Consider the following 21,004-nt stretch of genomic DNA (forward strand, 5'->3'; position numbering starts at 1 on the left):
AAAACCCACCCGTACCAAGCGTGGCCAAGGTGGGTTATATGAACAAAGGCTCGGTCAGGCGGGATGCGCCAGGCGCTCCCGCCGATCAGCTCTCCGTCTTAATCTGGCTGCGCAGATACCCGTCGATAAAGGCGTCCAGATCCCCGTCCATCACCGCGCCGACGTTGCCCGTCTCCACGGAAGTCCGGTGATCCTTCACCATGCTGTACGGGTGGAACACGTACGAGCGGATCTGGCTGCCCCAGGCGATATCCGATTGCTCTCCGCGGATTTCGTCCAGCTCGCGTTGCTGCTCCTCGATCTTGCGCTCATACAGCTTGGAGCGGAGCATCGTCATCGCCCGTTCGCGGTTCTTGATCTGCGAGCGTTCGTTCTGGCACGTCACCACGATCCCGGTCGGGATGTGGGTGATCCGCACCGCCGAATCGGTCGTATTGATGTGCTGACCGCCGGCACCGCTGGCGCGGTACGTATCGATTTTCAAATCCTCGGTACGGACTTCGATCTCCACGTCATCGCTGATTTCCGGCACGACGTCGCAGGAGACGAAGGACGTATGCCGGCGTCCGGAAGCGTCGAACGGCGAGATCCGCACCAACCGGTGCACGCCTTTCTCCGCCTTCAGGTAGCCGTAGGCGTTGTAGCCCTTGATCAATAGCGTGACGCTCTTGATCCCGGCTTCGTCGCCCGGGAGATAGTCCAGCGTCTCGACCTTGAAGCCGCGCTTCTCCGCCCAGCGGGTGTACATCCGCAGCAGCATTTGGCCCCAGTCCTGGGACTCGGTGCCGCCGGCGCCGGGATGCAGTTCGAGAATCGCGTTCATTTTGTCGTACGGCTGGTTGAGCAGCAGCTGAAGCTCGAACTCCTCCAGCTTCTTCACAAGCGAGGCGACGGAATCGGCAACCTCTCCGGCCAAGGACTCGTCGCCTTCCTCCTCGGCGAGCTCGGCCATCATTTCCAGCTCGTCATATTCGTTCTGCAGTGCCGTGTACTGGTCCACGGAGGACTTCACCGCGTTCATCTCGGCGATGATCCCCTGGGCTTTCTCGTTGTCGTCCCAGAAATCCGGCGCCGCCATTTTTTCCTCATAGTTGGCGATCATCTCTTGCTTCAGATCTAAGTCAAAGAGACCCCCTAAGGTTGGTTAATTTCTTCGCGATTTCGCGCATGTCTTGTTTCACGTTCGCATCGATCATACGTTGAATCACCTTTCTTTCTCCTTATTTGCTGCCCCACGGGCAAAAACGGGCGGCCCGGGGATTCCCAGGCCACCCGTTGAATCTTGCTTCCTTCATTCCATGACTTGCTAACTTGTCAGGTTTTGAGCACCGAGAAGGTTGGATGAAGCTAGGGACTGAGTAGCGCAGCGTAGCTGGAGGCTACGTGAGCAACGGAAGGCCCGGCTGAATTCAAGATTCGATGTCGAATCCCCTTCTTGAATTTACTTCGTGATCAAAAGATGACATGACCTTTAAGCGTTTTGGCCGTGGCAGTGTTTATATTTCTTCCCGCTTCCGCAAGGACACAGGTCGTTGCGTCCGACGGTATCGCCGCGCTTCACCGGGCGTTTCTCGGCCGGCTCGCCGCTGGTGGAGATTTTGTCCTCGTCCACAACCGCTTGACGTTCCTGGTTCGATTCGACCTGTGCCTTCATGATGTAGGTCGCAACCTCTTCCTGGATGCTGGCGATCATCGCGTTAAACATCTCGTAGCCTTCGAATTGATATTCGCGCAGCGGATCGGTACCGCCGTAAGCCCGCAGATGAATCCCTTGACGCAGCTGATCCATCGCGTCGATATGGTCCATCCACTTGCTGTCTACGGAGCGAAGGGCGATGACCTTCTCGAACTCGCGGACCATTTCCGGACCGATTGCTTCTTCGCGCGCATCGTATTTCGTCAGGACGCGTTCGAAAATATATTCGACCATCTCGCTTGGCTCTTTGCCCCACAGGTCGTCTTTGGATACGGCGTCTTCGTCCAGCAGCTTGCTGTTGATGTAATCAGCAACCTCCTGCAGCTCCCAGTTCTCCGGCAGCTCGTCGGCGGTATGGGCTTCAACGACCCGTTCGATGACCGGTTTGATCATATCGAGAATGATCTGCTTAATATTCTCCGATTCCAGCAGCTCGCGGCGTTGTTTGTAGATGATCTCGCGCTGTTGGTTCATCACGTCGTCATATTGCAGGACGACTTTGCGCACGTCGAAGTTGTTGCCTTCGACGCGTTTTTGTGCGGACTCGATGGCACGGGTGATCATCTTGCTCTCGATCGGCTGGTCTTCCTCGAAGCCGAGGCGATCCATCATGTTCAGCACGTTATCCGCACCGAACCGCTTCATCAACTCGTCGCCCAGCGACAGGTAGAACTGCGTGGAGCCCGGGTCGCCCTGACGACCGGCACGGCCGCGCAGCTGGTTATCGATCCGGCGCGATTCATGGCGCTCGGTACCTATGATATGCAGGCCGCCTAAATCGGCCACGCCTTCGCCAAGCAAAATGTCGGTACCGCGGCCCGCCATGTTAGTGGCGATCGTCACGGAGCCTGGTTCCCCGGCGCGGGAGATGATTTCCGCTTCCTCCGCATGGTATTTCGCGTTCAGCACCTTATGCGGTACGCCTTTACGCTTCAGCATCTCGGATACGCGTTCGGAGTTCTCGATCGAGATCGTGCCGACGAGCACCGGTTGATTTTTCTTATGACGTTCAACGATTTCATCCACAACCGCCTTGAACTTGCCGTCGACGCTCTTATAAACGACGTCCGGCATATCCTGGCGCTGGTTCGGACGGTTGGTCGGCACCTGCAGCACTTCGAGGCCGTAGATTTTCTTGAACTCCTCTTCCTCCGTCTTCGCCGTACCGGTCATCCCGGCCAGCTTGCGGTACATCCGGAAGTAATTCTGGAACGTGATCGTCGCCAGCGTCATGCTTTCGTTCTGAACCTCGATGCCTTCTTTGGCTTCGATCGCCTGGTGCAGTCCATCGCTGTAACGGCGGCCTTGCATGATCCGGCCTGTGAATTCGTCGACGATCAGCACTTCGTCCTCGGTCACGACGTAATCCACGTCGCGGCGCATGATGACGTTCGCTTTGAGCGCCTGCACCACGTGGTGGTTCAGCGTAACGTGTTTATGATCGTACAAGTTATCAATGCCGAAGAGGCGCTCCGCTTTGGCGACCCCTTTTTCGGTCAGCGAAACGGCCTTGACTTTAATGTCTACCGTATAGTCTTCTTCCGGCGTCAGCGTCTTCACAAACCGGTCCGCTGCATAATACAGCTCGGTCGATTTCTGAGCTTGACCGGAAATAATGAGCGGGGTCCGCGCTTCATCGATGAGAATGGAGTCCACTTCGTCAATGATACAAAAATACAGCGGCCGCTGTACCATCTGTTCTTTATAAAGCACCATATTGTCGCGCAGGTAATCGAACCCGAATTCGTTGTTCGTTCCGTACGTAATATCGCAAGCATACGCTTCCTGTTTCTGCTCATGCTCCATGCCGTTCAGGTTCACCCCAACCGTCATGCCGAGGAAGTTGTAAATCTGCCCCATCTGCTGGCTGTCGCGTTGTGCCAAATAGTCGTTGACGGTAACGACGTGCACGCCTTTCCCCAGAAGCGCATTCAAATAAACCGGCAGGGTTCCGACCAGCGTTTTCCCTTCACCGGTTTTCATCTCCGCGATTCTACCTTCGTGAAGCGCCATGCCGCCGACCAATTGCACGTCGAAGTGACGCATGCCCAGCGTACGCTTGGAAGCTTCCCGTACCGTGGCAAAAGCTTCCGGAAGCAGTTCGTCCAGCGTTTCGCCTTTTTCGATCCGTTCCCGGAACTCGGCGGTTTTCGCCTGCAACTGCTCGTCCGAAAGTGCCTCAAATTGCGGCTCCAATGAATTAATATGATCTACCGTCTTCATCAGACGTTTGACATCACGTTCGTTCGTGTCGCCAAAAATCTTCTTTACTAATCCCAGCATGATTTACCCCTTTCACGCATAAACAGATGATTTGCCTAAATTGTAACAGTTTGTAAGGCACGCCGCAACACGCCCCGTCACGTCTGCACTGCGGTAAAGCGCCTTTGTATACGAATAAAGAGCCCTATCCGCGGGCGGATAAGGCTCGTTTCCTTTGCGTTAGGATCACAGGAATTACCATCTGGTTCAACCAATCGTCATAAATGCACGATCCGTTGGGAGTTAGTCCTGCTCGATCAAACCGTATTTGCCGTCATTGCGTTTGTAGACGACGTTGACTTCCTTGGTGTCGATGTTCGAGAAAACGAAGAAGTTGTGTCCTACCATATTCATTTGCAAAATCGCTTCCTCTACGTCCATCGGCTTCAAGGTGAAGCGTTTCGTGCGGACCACTTCCAGCTCTTCATCGCTTTCATCCAGCGCCACGGAGCCTGCGGTTGCGCCCTCTACAAAGAGGCTGTTCTTCGCGCCTTTCTGGCGCAGCTTACGGTTGATTTTCGTTTTGTGCTTGCGGATTTGACGCTCAAGCTTGTCCACAACCGCATCAATGGATGCGTACATGTCGTCGCTGCGGTCTTCCGCGCGAAGCACAACGCCGATCAGAGGAATCGTTACCTCGACCGCGTGCAAACCTCGTACCACACTTAACGTGACAGTACCGTCTGAGGTGGGGGGTGCATCAAAGTACTTGTCAAGCCGGCTGAGTTTCTTGTCTACGTAGTCACGCAAGGCCTCAGTCACTTCAATCTGCTGTCCTCGAATACTAAAATTCATAGGGCACTCCTCCTTTGCTTTGCACCTTCATTATACCATGGCGTAAAGGCAAAGTAAAAAGTGTTAAAGGGCCGTAAAACATGCCGTCACCGATAAAAAGAGGCTTCGAGTCCGGCAAATCTCCCGTCCTATATGGGACGACGTTGTTTCCCGCCTCCTCGCCAGCGATTCAACAAAATCGTGAACGCCGCGCCGCAGGTTGCTCCGATCGTATCCAGCACCACGTCCTGTACCAAGGCCGTCCGCCCCGGGGTAAGGCTCTGGTGCACCTCGTCCGAGCAAGCATAGAGGAACGCGCCCAGGATCGCGAAGAGGAGACGCCGACGGTTGGATCGTCCTCGTCCACCTAAAGCGTATACGAGGAAAGCCGCCAACAAGGCATAACTTCCGAAATGCGCCGCCTTACGGATGAAGAACTCGATAAAGCTCGCCCCGCCCACGCTCTCCACGCTGATCTCATGCCCGCCGTAGCTGAACCGGATCCCGCCGAACCAGTCGGTGATCGATTGGTCCGAGGTATTTTTTTCGATATCCGGTACCAGAGACTGCTCCTGATACGATTGCGAAGAGAACCCGAACAGGATCGCCATCATCGCGATCGCCGGCAGCCAGCGAAGCCAAGGCCGAAGGTTGTGCATAGGAGGTCACCTCGATTGTTTATTAAGTGATAACATAAGAAAACCCCGGGTTTCCCCGGGGGTTGCTAGCGAATCTTCAATTGTTAACCATCGTACCGTTCATATGTAGGTCGGCTGTGCCGGGATGATTACAGTTTGATTACGTTAGCGGCTTGTGGACCACGAGCGCCTTCAACGATTTCGAACTCGACGGATTGGCCTTCTTCCAGCGTTTTGAAGCCTTCGGATTGGATCGCGGAGAAGTGTACGAATACGTCGCCGCCTTCTTCAGTTTCGATGAAACCGTAGCCTTTTTCTGCGTTGAACCATTTTACTTTACCTTGCATGCACTAACATTCCCTTCGTTATCAAATAAGAGTGTGATCCTTGTAACCAAGCCCCACATGTCTGACTATACCACCCGAACTTATCCAGTGTCAATTACCAAGGAAAAGGTTTTATTGTAAGGAATTTGTAGAAATTTGGAGATTAGTGATCATCAACATTATATGCAACCCATGAAATATCATCTAACCTCAATCAGTAATCATGAATCAAATTTAGAAAACACTTATAAACAGCGCCTTCTAAGATGCATTAATTTCTTAGATTTCTATGGACAATAACAGTTTCAAGTACTTTAGCCGCTCTGTGAACCCACAGATGTTCTTTTAGAATTTTGGATCGGCTTTCAGTAGCTATCAAATTTAGTTTATCCTCGTTCAGAAGTGCATTCGCCATAATCTCCGAAATATCAGGCTTATTGCCCTCAAAGAAAATAATATCTTTTCCGTTCGTGAAATTTTCACTCAAGTATTGGTTTGAATCCGTAACTGGTACAGCCCCCATTCTTGCGGCATCAAACACTCTTTCATGTGATCCATTAAAGAATAACGGAAGTACCGTCACGACCAATTTGGATTGCTCCATTTTGTCGATTACTGCTGGATAAGGTATATTCGCGTCGATTCTAATTGCCTCTGGCAAGTTCTTGATGCGCCCCCATCCGTTACCGCATAAATGTAAATTGAAATCTTTGAGTGACAAAACAAGATCTCTTCTTCGACGTTGTCTTAGATACTTATCAATTAATTGCAAAAAGTAAAATAGTCGAGCTCCGTAATTACTATACTCCATGCCTTTATCGCTTAATATTTTTTGAAAAGCTTGGTGCAGTGGTATCCCCCAATAACTGTATGCATACTCCATAATATCATCCATCAAACTAGAAATAACTGGACCACATTGTTTCCATTGACTCCGATACACTTCGGGGTCGGCGTATGAACCCGGTAAAAAAATATCCACTTTCCTATCGCGGATAGGTAAGACCTGCTGTCGTTCATCCATATTTGTGGCATGAGGTATGAAAACTTTAGTATTTTTTTTAGATAATTGAGTTGTTGTAAAATCCATGTGATTTCGATCAACAAAGGAAAAAATCACATTTTCGGCTTTATGGTTAATCCTATCTATATGATAAATAGGGTCATCCACAAAAAAGGTCACAAGAGGCACTTGAAGCTGATCATATAGTGATTTTCCTTGCACTGCGATATCAATGCCAATGCCGTTAAAAGAGAAGAAAAAAAAGATTTCCTGTTTTTGTATTGTCGCATTTAAATGGTTCACTGCATCATTCTCTAAAAAATCAATGATTTTGACAGGATAGCCGTACTGTTCAAATGCAGCAGCGATGTAATCAGCAAAGTATCGCATTACATCATATTGACTTTGGCCTTTGAAGATAACAATGATCGGCTGTTCCATAAGTAGTCTCCTCTTTTCTGCAATCTATAGATGCGAAATCTTTACAAGAATTTTTTATGTACTAGCCTTTTTCAAGTACTTGTCATACACTTTTTTGACAGCAGTCTGTACATCGGATATATCCTCATTTGTCATTTTCGGAAATAGCGGCAAGGTAATGGCGGTATGGTAATAACTTTCTGCATTAGGGCACAAGCCGGGACGGTAACCCAATGATTGATAGTACGGCTGCAAATATACCGGGATATAGTGAACGTTGACACCGATATTCTCCGCGCGAAGTGCTTCAAAGATCTCTTTCCGGCTTGCAGTAAAATATTCAGGCAACCAACGAATGACGTAAAGGTGCCAGGATGATTCGGCCATCGGATGCTGCTTCGGAACGACCAAACCAGGCAACGTGGAGAAACACTCATTGTACACTGAAGCGATCTCCCGTCTTCTCGCGACAAAATCGTGAAGCTTGTCCATTTGGCTCGCTCCCAGTGCCGCTTGCATATCAGTCATTCTGTAATTGTAGCCAAGCTCCTGCATTTCGTAATACCATGGCCCGTCATTTTGGATGAGACGATTCGGATTTCGCGTCATCCCATGATTGCGGAACAACAGCAACCGCTCGTAGTAACGCTCATCGTTCGTCGTAATGACCCCGCCTTCACCGGTTGTAACATGCTTAACCGGGTGAAAGCTGAACATCGTCATATCGGCCCAAGAGCCTATTTTCTGCCCAGCATAGGAAGCTCCCAGCGAATGCGCTGCATCTTGGATCAAAACGAGGTTTCGATCCCGCGCCAGCATCGAGATTCGGTCCACTTCCACAGGCTGTCCTGTAAAGTCCACCGCGATGATCGCTTTGGTTCTTTCGGTGATTTTCGACTCAATCTCTGAAGGAGCGACATTGTAGGTATCCATGTCGATATCCGCAAAAACCGGCGTTCCCCCTTGGTAAAGGACGCAGTTGCTGCTGGCCAGAAAAGTGATCGGTGTCGTTATCACTTCATCGCCTTGACCGATCTCTGCCGCGAAGCAAGCTCCATGAAGTGCAGCTGTACCATTCGCAAAAGCCACGGCATATTTGGCACCTACAGCATCAGCGACTTTGCGTTCAAACTGTTCGATCGCCGGCCCTTGGGTGATGAACGCCCCCCGCAACACCTTCACGACAGCTTCAATATCTTGCTCATCCAGCCATTGTTGACCGTAAGGCAGCAGCGTTTCACGAACCGGGCGGTCGGATTCATGTTCCTTAGTCATTTCTAAAGTTCCCTTCTTCCTTCATGGTTGCTTCACCTATTCCAAGCCCCCGGCCTGAATCCATTCACAAGTTCGGGCGATACCTTCCTCCAATGTTACACGCGGCTCCCAACCTAGCAATCGTTTCGCTTTCTCCGAATTGCACAACAGCTTCTGAATTTCACTCTGCGGATGAATATGCTCTACATGCCGGATCCGTGAAGGGTCTCTCGTAATCAGCAATGCCAAATCGTTGATGGCAATATCTCGCCCCAATCCTGCGTTTACAATCTCGCCGTTAACGGCATCGGAATAACCGGCAGACACAACAAAGTTGGCGCAATCTTCAACATAGAGCAAGTCGCGAGTTTGGGTGCCCTCTCCATAAATGCGGAGCTCTTTTCCATCCAAATCATTTTTAAGGAAAATCGCAACGACTCCGCCCTCACCGCCAGTCTTCTGAAATGGACCATAGGTATTAAACGGGCGAATGACCACAGTAGGCAACCCGTAGGCATAGTAGTAGGATAGGACCATATTTTCCGCTGCCACTTTGGCTCCGGCATAAGGGGAAGCAGGTTTTGTCGGATGCAGTTCCGTGATTCCAGTCTCATCCGTGCAGCGGTCATAGACCATGCAGGTGCTCATAAACACCACTTTTGTATTGTATCTGCGACACTGCTCTAAGATATAAAAAGTCCCGACCGTATCATTATTAAACGTAGTTAGTGGATCGTCGATAGAGTCTTGAACATTAATTGAAGCGCCAAGATGATAACAGATGTCGAAACGATGGGCAGCGAACAGCTCCTCTAAAAGAGGCTCGTCCAGAATCGTTCCCTTTATAAACTGTTTAAACCCCGGATGGCCCTGAAACTCTTGGAGATTGGCCTCCCGTCCGTTTGACAGATCGTCCAAAATCCATAATTGATGCCCATCTTCTAACAGCTTCTTGGCAACCCATCGGCCGATAAATCCGGCCCCGCCGGTAAGTAAAATCTTCAAGGGAATGCAGCTCCTTCTATAAATATCTTCTATTATATTAAAACAATTCCCAAGTGATAGGAGTTCCCTTTGACGCATCTTTGCGAATCTTTCGGCCAAGCAGTTGGTCTAGATATTTGGTCGGAAGACCTAACCCGGGACGGATGGCTTTTATATTTTCACGGGTAAATACATCGCCCTGCTTCATATCCTGTGAAATATATAAAGAGCGCCGATGTTTCATAGACTCTTTTTCCCGATCTGTAGGACCATACGACACTTTACCTAGTGACTGCCAGGCGCGTTCTGTCTCGACCACAAGCGCCGACAACTCTTCAGGTTCCAGCGAAAAAGCGGAATCCACGCCGCCATCTGCACGCCGCAGGGTAAAATGCTTCTCAATTACCGTCGCTCCTAATGCGACGCTCGCCACAGAAACACCAACTCCCATTGTATGGTCGGAAATTCCAACCTGACATTGGAACAACTGCTCCATATGAGGAATCGTTACGATATTGGTATTCTCCGGTGAAGCCGGATAAGTGCTTGTACATTTTAGCAATACGATGTTCTTAGCCCCCGCTTCTCGGGCCGCTCGCACAGTTTCATCCAGCTCAGCGATCGAGGCCATCCCCGTCGAAATAATTAACGGTTTCCCCGTTGCTGCCGCTTTACGAATCAATTGGATGTCTGTGTTTTCGAATGAAGCAATCTTGTAAGCCGGGACATCGAGCGATTCAAGGAAATCAACGGCGGTTTCGTCGAAGGGAGTACTGAAGGCAATTAGTCCAAGCTCCTTACAACGCTTAAAGATTGGCTCATGCCACTCCCAAGGCGTATACGCCTCCTGATACAAATTGTATAGAGAGCTGCCTTTCCACAAGCTATTAGGATCCTCGATAAAAAATTCACCATCGTGTATGTCCAGTGTCATTGTATCTGCGGTATATGTCTGCAGCTTCAAGGCATCGGCTCCCGCTTTGGCTGCAGCCTCAACAATGGCCAATGCACGATCCAGGGATTGATTGTGGTTTCCCGACATTTCTGCGATAATAAACGGCTTGTGATTTTTGCCAATCCAGCGATGAGCAATTTGAAAATCCATTGATACGTCCTCATTTCTGCTGAAGTCATGAAAACTACTCTTTTTGAGCAAATATAACAATTGAACGGCCGAACCCTAGTTCAGCCAGGGATTCATGGAACTGGTCGAGCAGTTCTTTACGCCCCGTCTTGATGAAAGAGTTCTGGAAGTTACTAATAAAAGGTTGGACCTTTTTCCGGTCTTCCTCATCTCTATAATAGTTTATTCCGTGTAATAAAAGGAAATCTACTGGAAAAGTGGCTGTCTTGTATACCACCCGAAACCCGGTACGTGACAAGAGTTCACTTAAATCTGAAAAGGTAAAATAGTTGATATGATCAGGATACTGGATCCAGTGCATCTCCTCATTATAAAACTCCTTGTATGCTAGTTGAATTTCACTGAAGTCATTGGGCACTAAAACTCGGAGTATCGCCCCAGAGTGCATCGAAGAACCAATCTTCTTCAACACCTCGTTAGGAGTGCGAACATGCTCTAAAACATGCTGCAGATTCACGAAAGAAACGTCTTTGATCGGTAGTGAAAGCTTCTCATCTATAAAAGAGTTATATACAGGGACTCCAAACTTTTGAAGCATTTGTGAAGCGGAGAAGCTTGGCTCCACTGCATACGATTCCCAGCCTTTGATTTGAAAAAACTTGGAAAGAAGATCATTTCCACAGCCGATATCTAGCATACGCTTTGAAGTTTGATTGTGTAGAGGTCGAATCAGTTCATTGACCTTTTGTAATATATCGGAATATTTTTGGTTATTAGAAATGCTCTCAGTTTTAGCATTAATGTACTCATCATTTACTTGATCATAATTAAAGGGGAACGTCTTCTTATAGTAGTCTCTTTGATAGAATTCTGCGATCTCCTGATCTGTAGGAATAGGATCCAAATGTTTGAATCCACAGCTACGGCAATTGATAACTCGTATCGTCCCCTTTTCCCAGCACTGATCATAATCGTGAACTTTATTATTCAACGAGGATGCCCCTTCCTTATAAGTCTTTTCTTCCAAGCTTCTCGACATCCTTACTTATTACTTCTTAAGTCAATATATTGAATTGCCTGTTCCAGCGTAACCTCAATCTTCTGATTTTCCAAGTGGTAAAACAGCTTGTACATTTTCACGTAATCTTCCATCGTATCGATTGTTAGACGTACGTCTTCACGGCGCAAATGCTTAAGCTCGGGCTGGAGTTTGATCATGTTGAATTTCTCAGGGTGATTCAGGATATACGGTGTCACGTGTTCCCGCTCGTAATCCGATATGGCATCCTGAGCTGCTTGTATCAAGGCTTGGCGGGTAAACACTTCAATTCCCGTCCCGTACGGAACGTGTTCCATGCCGACGTAATCCAACACATGGGTTCGTAATGCAGCTATCCCTTGATCCACAAAACTCGGTTCAACTAAAGGATTGTCCGCAGTAATTCTTACAAGGATGTCTGCGTTTGACTGTTCAGCTGTCTCGTAAAATCGTTGAAGGACGTTGTCTAACGGGCCCCGGTAAACAGAAACTCCTAATCTACGTCCAGCAATCTCCAGCAAGTCATCCTCGGGTTCAGCAGACGTGGCCAACCAGATTTCATCCACGCTCGATGACTTTTGGGCTTGTCCGATGACCCGTTCAAGCAAAGTTTTCCCATGAAGATCTTTTAGCACTTTCCCCGGCAATCGTTGCGATGACAATCGGGCTTGAATGATAGCTGCAACTTTTACCATGCCGTCCACCCGCCGTCCACAGCGAGATTTTGTCCTGTAATATAAGAGCCGGCAGAAGATACAAGAAGAAGGACTGCCCCTTTGAGCTCATCGGGAAGGCCGATTCTCCCCAGTGCAGTTTTGTTACTTAATTGAGCGATAAACTCCTTGTTCAGCTGTGTTTGATCATTTGGAAAAGGGCCTGGAGAAATCGAATTCGCCCGGATCCCTTTTCGGCCATAGTGGCAAGCTAGGTATCGGGTAAATTGGATGATCGCCGCTTTACCTGCGCCATAATTGGCCGGGTTGTTCTGGCCGGAAGTCCCGTAGATTTCAGGATTAGGCGAGACGACACCGTACATGGAAGCGATATTGAGAATGGTACCCTTCCTCTTTTCCAGCATATAAGGAAGAACTGCTCTTGTACAACGGAACACAGCGTTGATGGTTCCGTCGATCCCCTTTTCCCACTGTTCCTCCGTGAAACTCTCGACGAAGCCCGGCGAGCTTACATTCGCATTATTGATTAAGGCGTCAATACGGCCATACTGCTGAATCGCCCGCTCTACTCCAGCTGTTACCGATTGGCCACCCAATACGTCTAGTTGTATGGCAGAATGCTTGCCGGAGTAAGTTTGTGTTAGCGTTTCGGCCAAGGAAGTGCATTTATCAAGATTTCGGCTGGCGATCACAACATTGGCACCATATTCGGCCAAAGCATGACACATCGCCGTCCCCAGATAACTGGTACCGCCTGTCACCAGTATGGCTTGGCCGCTCAAATCGAATAGATCGCTCACTTTGGTTTCCTCCAACTGCTCGGATTTAGGATATCGTCAGAAATCTGGCTGAACATGCGCTGAATGTCATCTCTTACTCCCTGCGGAAGCTTGGGCAGACGCATCGCTTCGATATGTTCACGAAGCTGATTTTCGGTTTCACAACCAACAACGATCCTCCCAACTTCCTTCAGATCCCGAACATAGACCAAACATAATTCGGCATATGTAAGTTGAAGCTCGGATGCTAAAGCATGCAGTTGTTTGATATAAGGTACTGCCTTCTGCAAATAAGCTGGAATCTCATCAGGCGACATCAGCAGCAACCCCTGCAAAAAAACACTTCTGACATGGATCTCAATCTTCCGGGCACCTAGTTCCGTTAGCAAGCCACTTCGAAGCAGTCGGGTATCCATGATGTTTAGCGGAACCTGAATGACGTCTAACCCATCTAGTTCCAAATAACGCTCCACATCCTCAGGCGTATATACCGAAATCCCCACTTTGCCAATCAGCCCATTTTGCTTGAACTCCCTTAACCACTCCACTGCGAGTCCATCATGCGAAAACATGCTTTTAGAGGAATGAAGCAAACAGTAATCTAGACGAGAAAGGCTTAATCGTTCCATGGACAGCAGGACTTGCTCTCTCATCCTCGTTCTCGCATCAGCAGCGGACTGAACCTCTCCTTCGAAAGGATCCGGTATTTTTGTCACGATCTGAAACGGCTGATTTTGTCCTGCTTCCCTAAATGTTCTTATATACTGGCCGATAATCGTTTCGCTTTCCCCATAGCCGGAGGCCGTATCGAGCATTTCTACACCGCTTTGGTTCGCCAGTTCAAGGATGCGCCTTGCTGAACTAGGGGAAGGTTGGCCCGTTTTGTTGGCAATACCGTAGTTCATTCCTAGTTGTGCTGTGCCGAGCGCCAATTTCATATTTTAAGACTTCCCTTCTATTCTACCTGTGCAGCATGGTCCATAACTCATCAAAGTGATGGATTCGACATTCCGCTTCGTAATTGTCAGGAAGGTTGATAGCAGCGAAGTTCCCGCGCATGATTCTGACTGTTCGGAAACCTAATGGCTTAATTCCAACAAAGTCCTTGTTGGGATTGTCGCCTACGTAAACAATCTCATTTGGCTGCAATTTCTCCCGCCGACAAATATGCATAAAACAAAGAGGGGATGGCTTCTCATTAGCGATGCCATACCGCCTTGTAATGTAACACTTCCGTATATTCGGGTGATCATAAAGCCCTAAAGCTTGCAGCTTGCGTAGCTGAACAAGTTTATTTCCGTCAGTCACGATGTAAATGGGGAAGCTGTTCCCTGCCTTGTCCAATAGTCTGCGTGCATCCTCATATAGTTCAATTCGCGGCGCATGGCTCCGGTATACTCCCAGACATGTTTTGACGGCCTTTTCTGTTCGTTTCCCTAAGTAATCAAGCAGGACATCAAAAACTCGCCCGCGTCCGTTCTGTTCAAGTTCACGAAGCATGATTGTCATCGCTTGCTCAGCCGGATATTGAAACTGTTGTTCTACATAATCCGCCACAGCGCGAAATCCGCTGTTCACATAGGTGAGTTCTTCGTAAAGCGTATCGTCCAGGTCAAAAACAAGTGCCTTTACTTTCACTGAATCAGATCCTCCGCATAACGCACCAACCGTTTTTCATGTTTACTGCGAATAAACGGATATTCGTCTACATTGGCTCCTTCCGACTCAAGCAAGAACCAGTAAAACGTATCTAAACCGGCAGCCACGCTGAGTCTGGAAGCTCCTCCAAACCGGCTGTTACATTCAATAAAATGAATTTCGCCTTGCTCGTCAATAATCGCTTGGAATACCGCATGTCCGTACAAACCTAGCTTTTCGGCGAACGCTGCACACATTTGTTCCAGCTCCTCATGCCGGAAAGTGGTAGTGATCTGCGATTCACCGTCGATGACAAGCTCTCGCTTGCGTGCTACAACTCCCTTGCACTTCCCGTTTTGTTGCACATAAACATCGACACTAACTTCAAAGCCGGAAACATAAGGTTGAAAGATGGGCTGTTCTAAACCTTGGGCATGCTTCATAGCGTCATCCAAGGAAAGCTGAATTCCGATCGATTGCGAACCCGCCCCAAACCGTTCTTTGACGACATACGTCGAATTTGCCGACTGTAGTTTTTCAATTTGCTCGTCGGTGGCGATAACTGGGAACCCCCACTCGGCTCCCTTTTGATAGAACAGTTTTTTATCTAAGCAAATCTGAACAGCTTCCGAATCAGATACCATCACATGCACGCCGTGACGTGCCAGATCTTGCTTCGCCTCGGCGAAATAAAACAGTTCACCGTCCCGGGTAGGAATAATATAACGAATGCCTTGTTGTTGGCACTCTTTAAGCAACTGTTCCGTAGATAGATTTTTCAGATAAGGCATGGTCCAAAAGCGATCTACAAAATAACGTCCGATAGCCTGCTCATTCACATCTCCGCCAATGAGTTGCAGAGGTTTCCCCAGTTTGGTAATACCGCTGGAAACACACTTAAGCAGCGGAACCTTCCGAGCCACGCTTGTAACCAGAACGGCGTTCCTGCGATCGGCTTGTTCCGGTCCTACAGAGCTGGAAGACATGAGCGCTTTATAATGGCTGATGAGTTCAGGAATCGTGTCTTCCAACTGCCGGTTCGGATGCCATCCTGTCCAAGCCTTAAAGGAAGACATATCGGCTTCCGAGGCCTCGAAGGGAATATCGCTGTCCATCTCAACATGTTGCATATCCGGAAAATGACGCTTCAAAATATTTAGCACATCTTCTACCCGTCGCGAACGCCCATTACCTAGATTCACAATCCCGGTAGCGTCGCTTAGGGCGAGGCGCAACAGTCCTTCAGCCACATCCCCGGCATAAATGTAATCAAACATGCCTTCCTTACGATAGACTTGAATCGTCTCCTGATTCAGCAGAGCACGGATCCAACGGGAGACGATATCGCGGGAGTTCTTCCCATAGACACGGTAAATCCGAGCGGAGACTGTCTTTAGCCGCTCCCCGGCAAAATGTTGCAGGAATCTCAGCTCAATTTCATGCATCAGTTTGGCCGCTCCGCACAAATTGCGCGGGTGAATGGGTGAGCTTTCCGTAAGTGGAGTAGCTTCCTTCGCCGGCTGTTCGAATTGATACTGATCCGGGTTATAAATTAAGTAACTGGATGCAAAAACAACCCTTTGCAAAGAGCTGATATCCTTCAACAAGTCCATCAGGTGATGGCTTAGCTTAAGGTTGTGGCGATAATTTTCTTCCCAAAACTCATACGTTTCCTCCGAGCGCTCAAAGGTAGCCGCTAAATGAAAAAAATATTCCGGGGAGAACTCCGCCAACTCCTCTTTCGAGATTTCGTTCAAATCTCCTTGGCGATAACGAACCGAAGCCGGCAAATGCGGAGGTCTTGGTTTCAAATCGCCGATGAATACATCGGCTCCCGCATTGACGAGCTTATGAACCAATTCCGTTCCGATTACACCGGCACCACCGCTAACAAACACTTTTTTTCCTTTTAGCATCGTAAAGCTCCTTTTATGCACCGTAGTTAACTTCCTGTCACTAAATCCTCATTTTCTTCAATATTGGTCATTTTCGTTACTCATCTCACAGGTGTCAAACAACCGTGTAGTAACGAATCTACGTAGCGATCATCTATTCTGACATGTTCCTTCATACGCCCTTCGAACTGGAAGCCACTCGACTCCAATATCTGAATGTGGAGAGGACGAATGTCAAAGGTTTCCGTAAACAAACGATGGAGATCTAACTCCTCGAACGCGATATGCTTCATCAGGTTAAGAAAGGTTGAAAAATCGCTGGTGTACTGCGCCACATCTTCCTCGCTGCTCCGCTCCGTTTCCACCAAATACGAAATTTCCGCCCGTCGATTCACCCAATCTAGATTGGTTAAACCGCCATAGCCAATGTGCCTGCCATCATAATAATAACTGAAGAGCATCAATTTTGGGTGTTCTACGTTATAGGACGGGAGCACGATTTCGTGATAATAACTGCGCTGATCCTCATCGGTCAAGATCCGAGATTGCCGCAGCACCGCCATCTGTTCATTCCGCCACTGCTTGATAGCTTGCATCTCGTGTTCGCGGAGGGAACGAATTTCGTATTCGAGCAGACTGTAGCAATCTTGCTGTAATTGTAAGTATTTCATGATCAAACCACCTTGACACCTTCGTTTACTAGATTTCGATGTACTGGTTGTTGACCTACTGGATAATAAACCAATCCGGCAGCAACAGCTTCCTCGATATTATATAGATTCCTTCCATCTATAAGTATAGGAGAATTCATTACTTCCCTTAGCCTTGATAATTTGATCTGTTTAAACTGCTCCCAATCGGTTAATAAACATAGGGCATCACTATCTGCTACAGCATCCCACTCATTATTAAAGTAGGTAATATGATGATTCTCTTGAATATGCTTACGGAAATTATCCGAAGCCACAGGATCATAAACTCGCAGTTCAGCACCAAGCTCTAGTAATTCATTAGCAATGACAATAGCCGGAGACTCTCGAACGTCATCTGTGCCTGGTTTGAAGGATAACCCCCATAGAGCAATTCTTCTCCCGGAAAGTTCGCCTAAAGCGTCATGCAACTTATGGATTACACTATAACGTTGCATCTGATTTACCTCGACGACGGATTTGAGTAACTTGAAGTCATAATCGGCATTTCCTGCAATTTGAATTAATGCACGGGTGTCCTTCGGAAAACAGGATCCTCCATAACCAATGCCTGCCTTTAAAAACTCCTGTCCAATTCGATGATCTAATCCCATTCCCTGGGCGACTTCTTTAACATTAGCCCCTACCTTTTCGCAAATATTGGCAATTTCATTGATGAATGAGATCTTGGTGGCCAAGAAAGCATTTGATGCGTACTTAATCATTTCTGCACTTCTTAAATCAGTGATAATAATCGGGGCTCCGAGCGGTTCGTGAAGTTTAGCCAATACATCAGCAGCCCGTTTATTTTCAGCCCCTATCACGATCCGATCAGGATGAAGTGTATCTTTTATGGCTGTCCCTTCTCTAAGAAACTCAGGTACAGAAGCAATATCGAAATCAGCGGAGGTTATACCTTTGATAATTTGCATCATTTTATGGTTGGTCCCCACGGGAACCGTACTTTTAATGACCACAATTGTATATTCTTTAATCTTATGAGCTATTTCACGTACCGCCTGCTCAATATATCGCAAATCCGCTTCTCCATTAGGTAGAGATGGGGTACCAACAGCTATAATTACGATGTCTCCATCGGTAGTGTAATGATTGAACCTGTCGGAAAAAGTAAGACGACCATTTTGTAAGTTCTTCTTCACCAATACGTCAAGACCAGGTTCGTAAATAGGAATTCTGCCATTTTGCAACATCTCGATTTTGTCTATATCATTATCAATACAAGTCACATCATGACCAAGCTCTGCATAACACACTCCAGAGACGAGTCCAACGTAGCCGGTACCCAGCACCGTTATCTTCATAGGCTTCTCCCTTTGTTGAAGTATTCTATTGTATTTTTCGGTCAAAGATATAATAAGTTTAGTTATTTTCGCCTATGCTCACTACCTTTTTCTTCCATACTCAATTCACCTGGTAGTTGATGGTATGGACAAGTTGGTCCCTTAATGGTCTTTCTGTTAATTTCAGCATCTTGATGTTGCCACTGCCCAAATTAGACAAATTTCTTTGAGCATCAATATAGCCCTTTTGTAATTCTAGTGCTTGCATCAAATAACACTCTGCGTCTTCCCCTTTTCCATATAGAATATACCGGAGTACACCAATATTATTTAAAACTGCTGCGTTTTGAACCTTGTCTTTCATATTTTCAAACACATTCAAACTTTTTTTATATTCCCCCAATTTATAGTAGCTCACTGCCAAAGCAAAAAAGCCATCAATTGAAAAAGGTTTCCCTTCAAGCAGTTGTATCGCTTCTTGCACCTCATCTCTCCATAAATAAGCTGCAGCAACTGAAATGCTGGCTTGAAGATCTCCATGCCGATCTTTAAGCATTTGATAGATGTCTGGAAGAGGCAACCTACTCAATACGGTTCTCACAGATTGATTGGATAAGACTCCGTCATTCGAAATGTTGTTCACATGAATACGGTATTTCGTTAATGGATCTCTAATAATTTGGAACGAATAACCTTTTAAAACAAGTCTCAGAAACAATTCAAAATCTTCTGCATTTGGAAGTGACTCGTCTAAGATGAGATCTTGATTTTTACGAATTAAAACCAAACTCGTCCAAAAATGATTTCGCTTTAGAAGATGAAGCACTCCATTCTCATTTGATAAATCGTCGGGGTACCCCTTTCTTCTGTGCAGCGATTCACCATTTGAATCTATCATCTCGCAATCATGAAATACCATGTCGACACCCGTTTCCAACATCGTTTGTAGAGTAGTTTCGAGCCTTTGCGGGTGTTGAATATCATCTGCATCACAAAACATTAATATCTCAGCCTTCGATTTTCGAATTGCAGTGTTTCTGGCTGCGGCTGCTCCCTTGTTATGCTCATGAGAAAGGAAAATAATTTTAGCCGGATGCTCGTTTGCAATCCGGCTAACTATCGTTTTTGTATCATCCGCACTGCCATCATCTACAATAATCAGTTCAAAGTCCTGATACGTCTGATTTAATACACTCTCAATGCCTTGTGTCACAAAGTCTTGACAATTAAAAACTGGCATTATTACGGATACTTGGGGCATCTGAATCCCTCACTATTTCATAATGATAAAATCTCTATTCTTATGAAGCCCTTTATTCTGAAGTTGCTCTGCTATTTCATAGGAATAGATGGAGGCAATAATAATAAAATCATTGGTTGTCAGAGAGTCCGGGGATTGAACTTCTAACCCCACAAAGCGAGTCCCCCATTTCTTCGAATCATTGTCCAAAAAACATACAGGTTCAATACCGTGTTTACGCAATGTTTTTATGATATGCTCTCCCAAAAAACCTGCACCGAATACTTTACACTTCTTCCCAACTATAAGCTCATTGACTGTTTGCTTTAACAAATCGTCATCGTAAGAAGGAATAAACAGTCGGTTCATCATATTTACTTTTTCCTGATTTCTATTGGCTATACGAGCTTGCAGCTGCAGCATAGCATTTCTTTGTTCTTCTGTCCCCTTGGGTAAAAGAGCACCTTCCTCTAAAAACAAAGCTTGCCATTCCTCACGATGCTGTTCAACATTGGGGTGTTTATTCTTTAAATATTCAAAGGCTATGACATGTTGTTTCCGTTTTTTCAAGAACTGTTCTTCATTATCAACTAAATCGTGATAAATTACAGGTAACGGGGAGTAGATTTGTTTTCTTTTATCTGGTTCGATATCTAGAAGCCGTATTGCAAGCTCTAACCCACCGTGCCCATAAACGATCTTATCATCCCAACCGCCAACTTGATAAAATAAATCAGCTTTATATGAAGCATTACCTTCTAAATTTGCAAAAGCAGGGAAAGAGCGTTGGCCCCAATAGTACACGGTTTGGCGCTCATTAAGCGGGTTATCTGTTTTACATAAGTATACCCCGCGTACAGAAATTGCTTCATAATTTTCATGTACCGTTAGATGAGCCCGAACTATATCAATATCCGGTATTCCGTCATCTTCTAAAAATAATAATACAGGCGCATTTGCAAAAGCAGCACCAATATTTCTAGCAAGGTATGCCCCAGTATTTTGACTTAATCTAATATAAGTATTTACATAGGACTTAAAACTCTCAAATTCACCAGGAGTTCCACCATTATCGACAAAAATAATTTCCAAAGATTGTTCTAAACGGAGTTGCTCTAATATCTTTAAATTCACAAGAGTATCTGGATGTTTACGCCATGAAATGATAATAATTGAAATACTTGGGTTCCTCTCAATATTTACAACTTCAGAATAATCATAATAGCTTTCGTATAAAGAAGATTTATAATCCCAATTTATTTTCATTAACTTATCGTATAGTCCTGAAAATGTATCCATTTAGCAACC

General features: G+C 46.9%; 19 protein-coding genes. All 19 read right to left on the reverse strand.

Translation table 11 applies throughout. From position 1 onward, the window contains the following. Positions 1-85: 85 nt before the first annotated feature. A protein-coding gene (gene prfB, locus MJ257_RS10220) for a peptide chain release factor 2 (protein ID WP_240269196.1) occupies positions 86-1,196 on the reverse strand; the annotation gives its coding sequence in 2 pieces (ribosomal slippage) (positions 86-1,123 and positions 1,125-1,196; 1,110 coding nt in all). A 275-nt stretch (positions 1,197-1,471) separates the two neighbouring features. After that, positions 1,472-3,979: a preprotein translocase subunit SecA gene (gene secA / locus MJ257_RS10225; protein ID WP_240269157.1), complete on the reverse strand. Its 2,508-nt coding sequence runs from the start codon at positions 3,977-3,979 to the stop codon at positions 1,472-1,474. Between the two features lie 222 nt (positions 3,980-4,201). Continuing rightward, the gene (hpf, locus tag MJ257_RS10230; protein ID WP_240269158.1) at positions 4,202-4,753 is read right to left on the reverse strand and encodes a ribosome hibernation-promoting factor, HPF/YfiA family; all 552 of its coding nucleotides are present in this window, start codon (positions 4,751-4,753) and stop codon (positions 4,202-4,204) included. Positions 4,754-4,881: 128 nt separating this feature from the next. Next, positions 4,882-5,391: a VanZ family protein gene (locus MJ257_RS10235; RefSeq protein ID WP_240269159.1), complete on the reverse strand. Its 510-nt coding sequence runs from the start codon at positions 5,389-5,391 to the stop codon at positions 4,882-4,884. A gap of 128 nt (positions 5,392-5,519) precedes the next feature. Next, positions 5,520-5,717 (reverse strand): cold-shock protein, encoded by a 198-nt coding sequence (locus tag MJ257_RS10240; RefSeq protein WP_007132290.1) that lies wholly within the window; start codon positions 5,715-5,717, stop codon positions 5,520-5,522. A 250-nt stretch (positions 5,718-5,967) separates the two neighbouring features. Continuing rightward, the gene (locus MJ257_RS10245) at positions 5,968-7,140 is read right to left on the reverse strand and encodes a glycosyltransferase family protein (protein ID WP_240269160.1); all 1,173 of its coding nucleotides are present in this window, start codon (positions 7,138-7,140) and stop codon (positions 5,968-5,970) included. Positions 7,141-7,194: 54 nt separating this feature from the next. Continuing rightward, positions 7,195-8,394: a UDP-4-amino-4,6-dideoxy-N-acetyl-beta-L-altrosamine transaminase gene (pseC, locus tag MJ257_RS10250; RefSeq protein ID WP_240269161.1), complete on the reverse strand. Its 1,200-nt coding sequence runs from the start codon at positions 8,392-8,394 to the stop codon at positions 7,195-7,197. Positions 8,395-8,430: 36 nt separating this feature from the next. Continuing rightward, the gene (locus tag MJ257_RS10255; protein WP_240269162.1) at positions 8,431-9,378 is read right to left on the reverse strand and encodes a dTDP-glucose 4,6-dehydratase; all 948 of its coding nucleotides are present in this window, start codon (positions 9,376-9,378) and stop codon (positions 8,431-8,433) included. Positions 9,379-9,415: 37 nt separating this feature from the next. Continuing rightward, positions 9,416-10,462, reverse strand: a complete 1,047-nt coding sequence (gene pseI / locus MJ257_RS10260) for a pseudaminic acid synthase (RefSeq protein ID WP_240269163.1) — start codon at positions 10,460-10,462, stop codon at positions 9,416-9,418. A gap of 34 nt (positions 10,463-10,496) precedes the next feature. Next, complete coding sequence (locus MJ257_RS10265) at positions 10,497-11,468, reverse strand: class I SAM-dependent methyltransferase (RefSeq protein WP_240269164.1); 972 nt, start codon at positions 11,466-11,468, stop codon at positions 10,497-10,499. Positions 11,469-11,482: 14 nt separating this feature from the next. After that, complete coding sequence (locus MJ257_RS10270) at positions 11,483-12,175, reverse strand: cytidylyltransferase domain-containing protein (RefSeq protein WP_240269165.1); 693 nt, start codon at positions 12,173-12,175, stop codon at positions 11,483-11,485. Beyond that, positions 12,169-12,954, reverse strand: a complete 786-nt coding sequence (locus MJ257_RS10275; RefSeq protein ID WP_240269166.1) for an SDR family oxidoreductase — start codon at positions 12,952-12,954, stop codon at positions 12,169-12,171. The genes MJ257_RS10270 and MJ257_RS10275 overlap by 7 nt, the downstream gene beginning before the upstream one ends. Next, positions 12,951-13,871: an aldo/keto reductase gene (locus MJ257_RS10280; protein ID WP_240269167.1), complete on the reverse strand. Its 921-nt coding sequence runs from the start codon at positions 13,869-13,871 to the stop codon at positions 12,951-12,953. Before MJ257_RS10280 ends, MJ257_RS10275 begins: the two co-directional genes overlap by 4 nt. A gap of 22 nt (positions 13,872-13,893) precedes the next feature. Then, a complete protein-coding gene (locus tag MJ257_RS10285) occupies positions 13,894-14,571 on the reverse strand; it encodes an HAD family hydrolase (protein ID WP_240269168.1) in 678 nt (225 codons plus the stop codon). Beyond that, positions 14,568-16,487: an NAD-dependent epimerase/dehydratase family protein gene (locus tag MJ257_RS10290; protein WP_240269169.1), complete on the reverse strand. Its 1,920-nt coding sequence runs from the start codon at positions 16,485-16,487 to the stop codon at positions 14,568-14,570. The genes MJ257_RS10285 and MJ257_RS10290 overlap by 4 nt, the downstream gene beginning before the upstream one ends. A gap of 80 nt (positions 16,488-16,567) precedes the next feature. Beyond that, on the reverse strand, positions 16,568-17,137 hold the full coding sequence (locus MJ257_RS10295) for a GNAT family N-acetyltransferase (RefSeq protein WP_240269170.1): 570 nt from the start codon (positions 17,135-17,137) through the stop codon (positions 16,568-16,570). 2 nt (positions 17,138-17,139) lie between these two features. Next, positions 17,140-18,477 carry a UDP-glucose dehydrogenase family protein gene (locus tag MJ257_RS10300; protein WP_240269171.1) on the reverse strand — a complete coding sequence of 446 codons (1,338 nt, stop codon included), beginning with the start codon at positions 18,475-18,477 and terminating at the stop codon, positions 17,140-17,142. 100 nt (positions 18,478-18,577) lie between these two features. Next, entirely contained in the window at positions 18,578-19,717 is a 1,140-nt protein-coding gene (locus MJ257_RS10305) for a glycosyltransferase (protein ID WP_275693769.1), read from the reverse strand. Between the two features lie 12 nt (positions 19,718-19,729). After that, complete coding sequence (locus tag MJ257_RS10310; protein ID WP_240269173.1) at positions 19,730-20,995, reverse strand: glycosyltransferase; 1,266 nt, start codon at positions 20,993-20,995, stop codon at positions 19,730-19,732. Positions 20,996-21,004: the final 9 nt, after the last annotated feature.

Origin of the sequence: Paenibacillus timonensis, assembly GCF_022427145.1 — a bacterium.
Lineage (GTDB): Bacteria > Bacillota > Bacilli > Paenibacillales > Paenibacillaceae > Fontibacillus > Fontibacillus timonensis.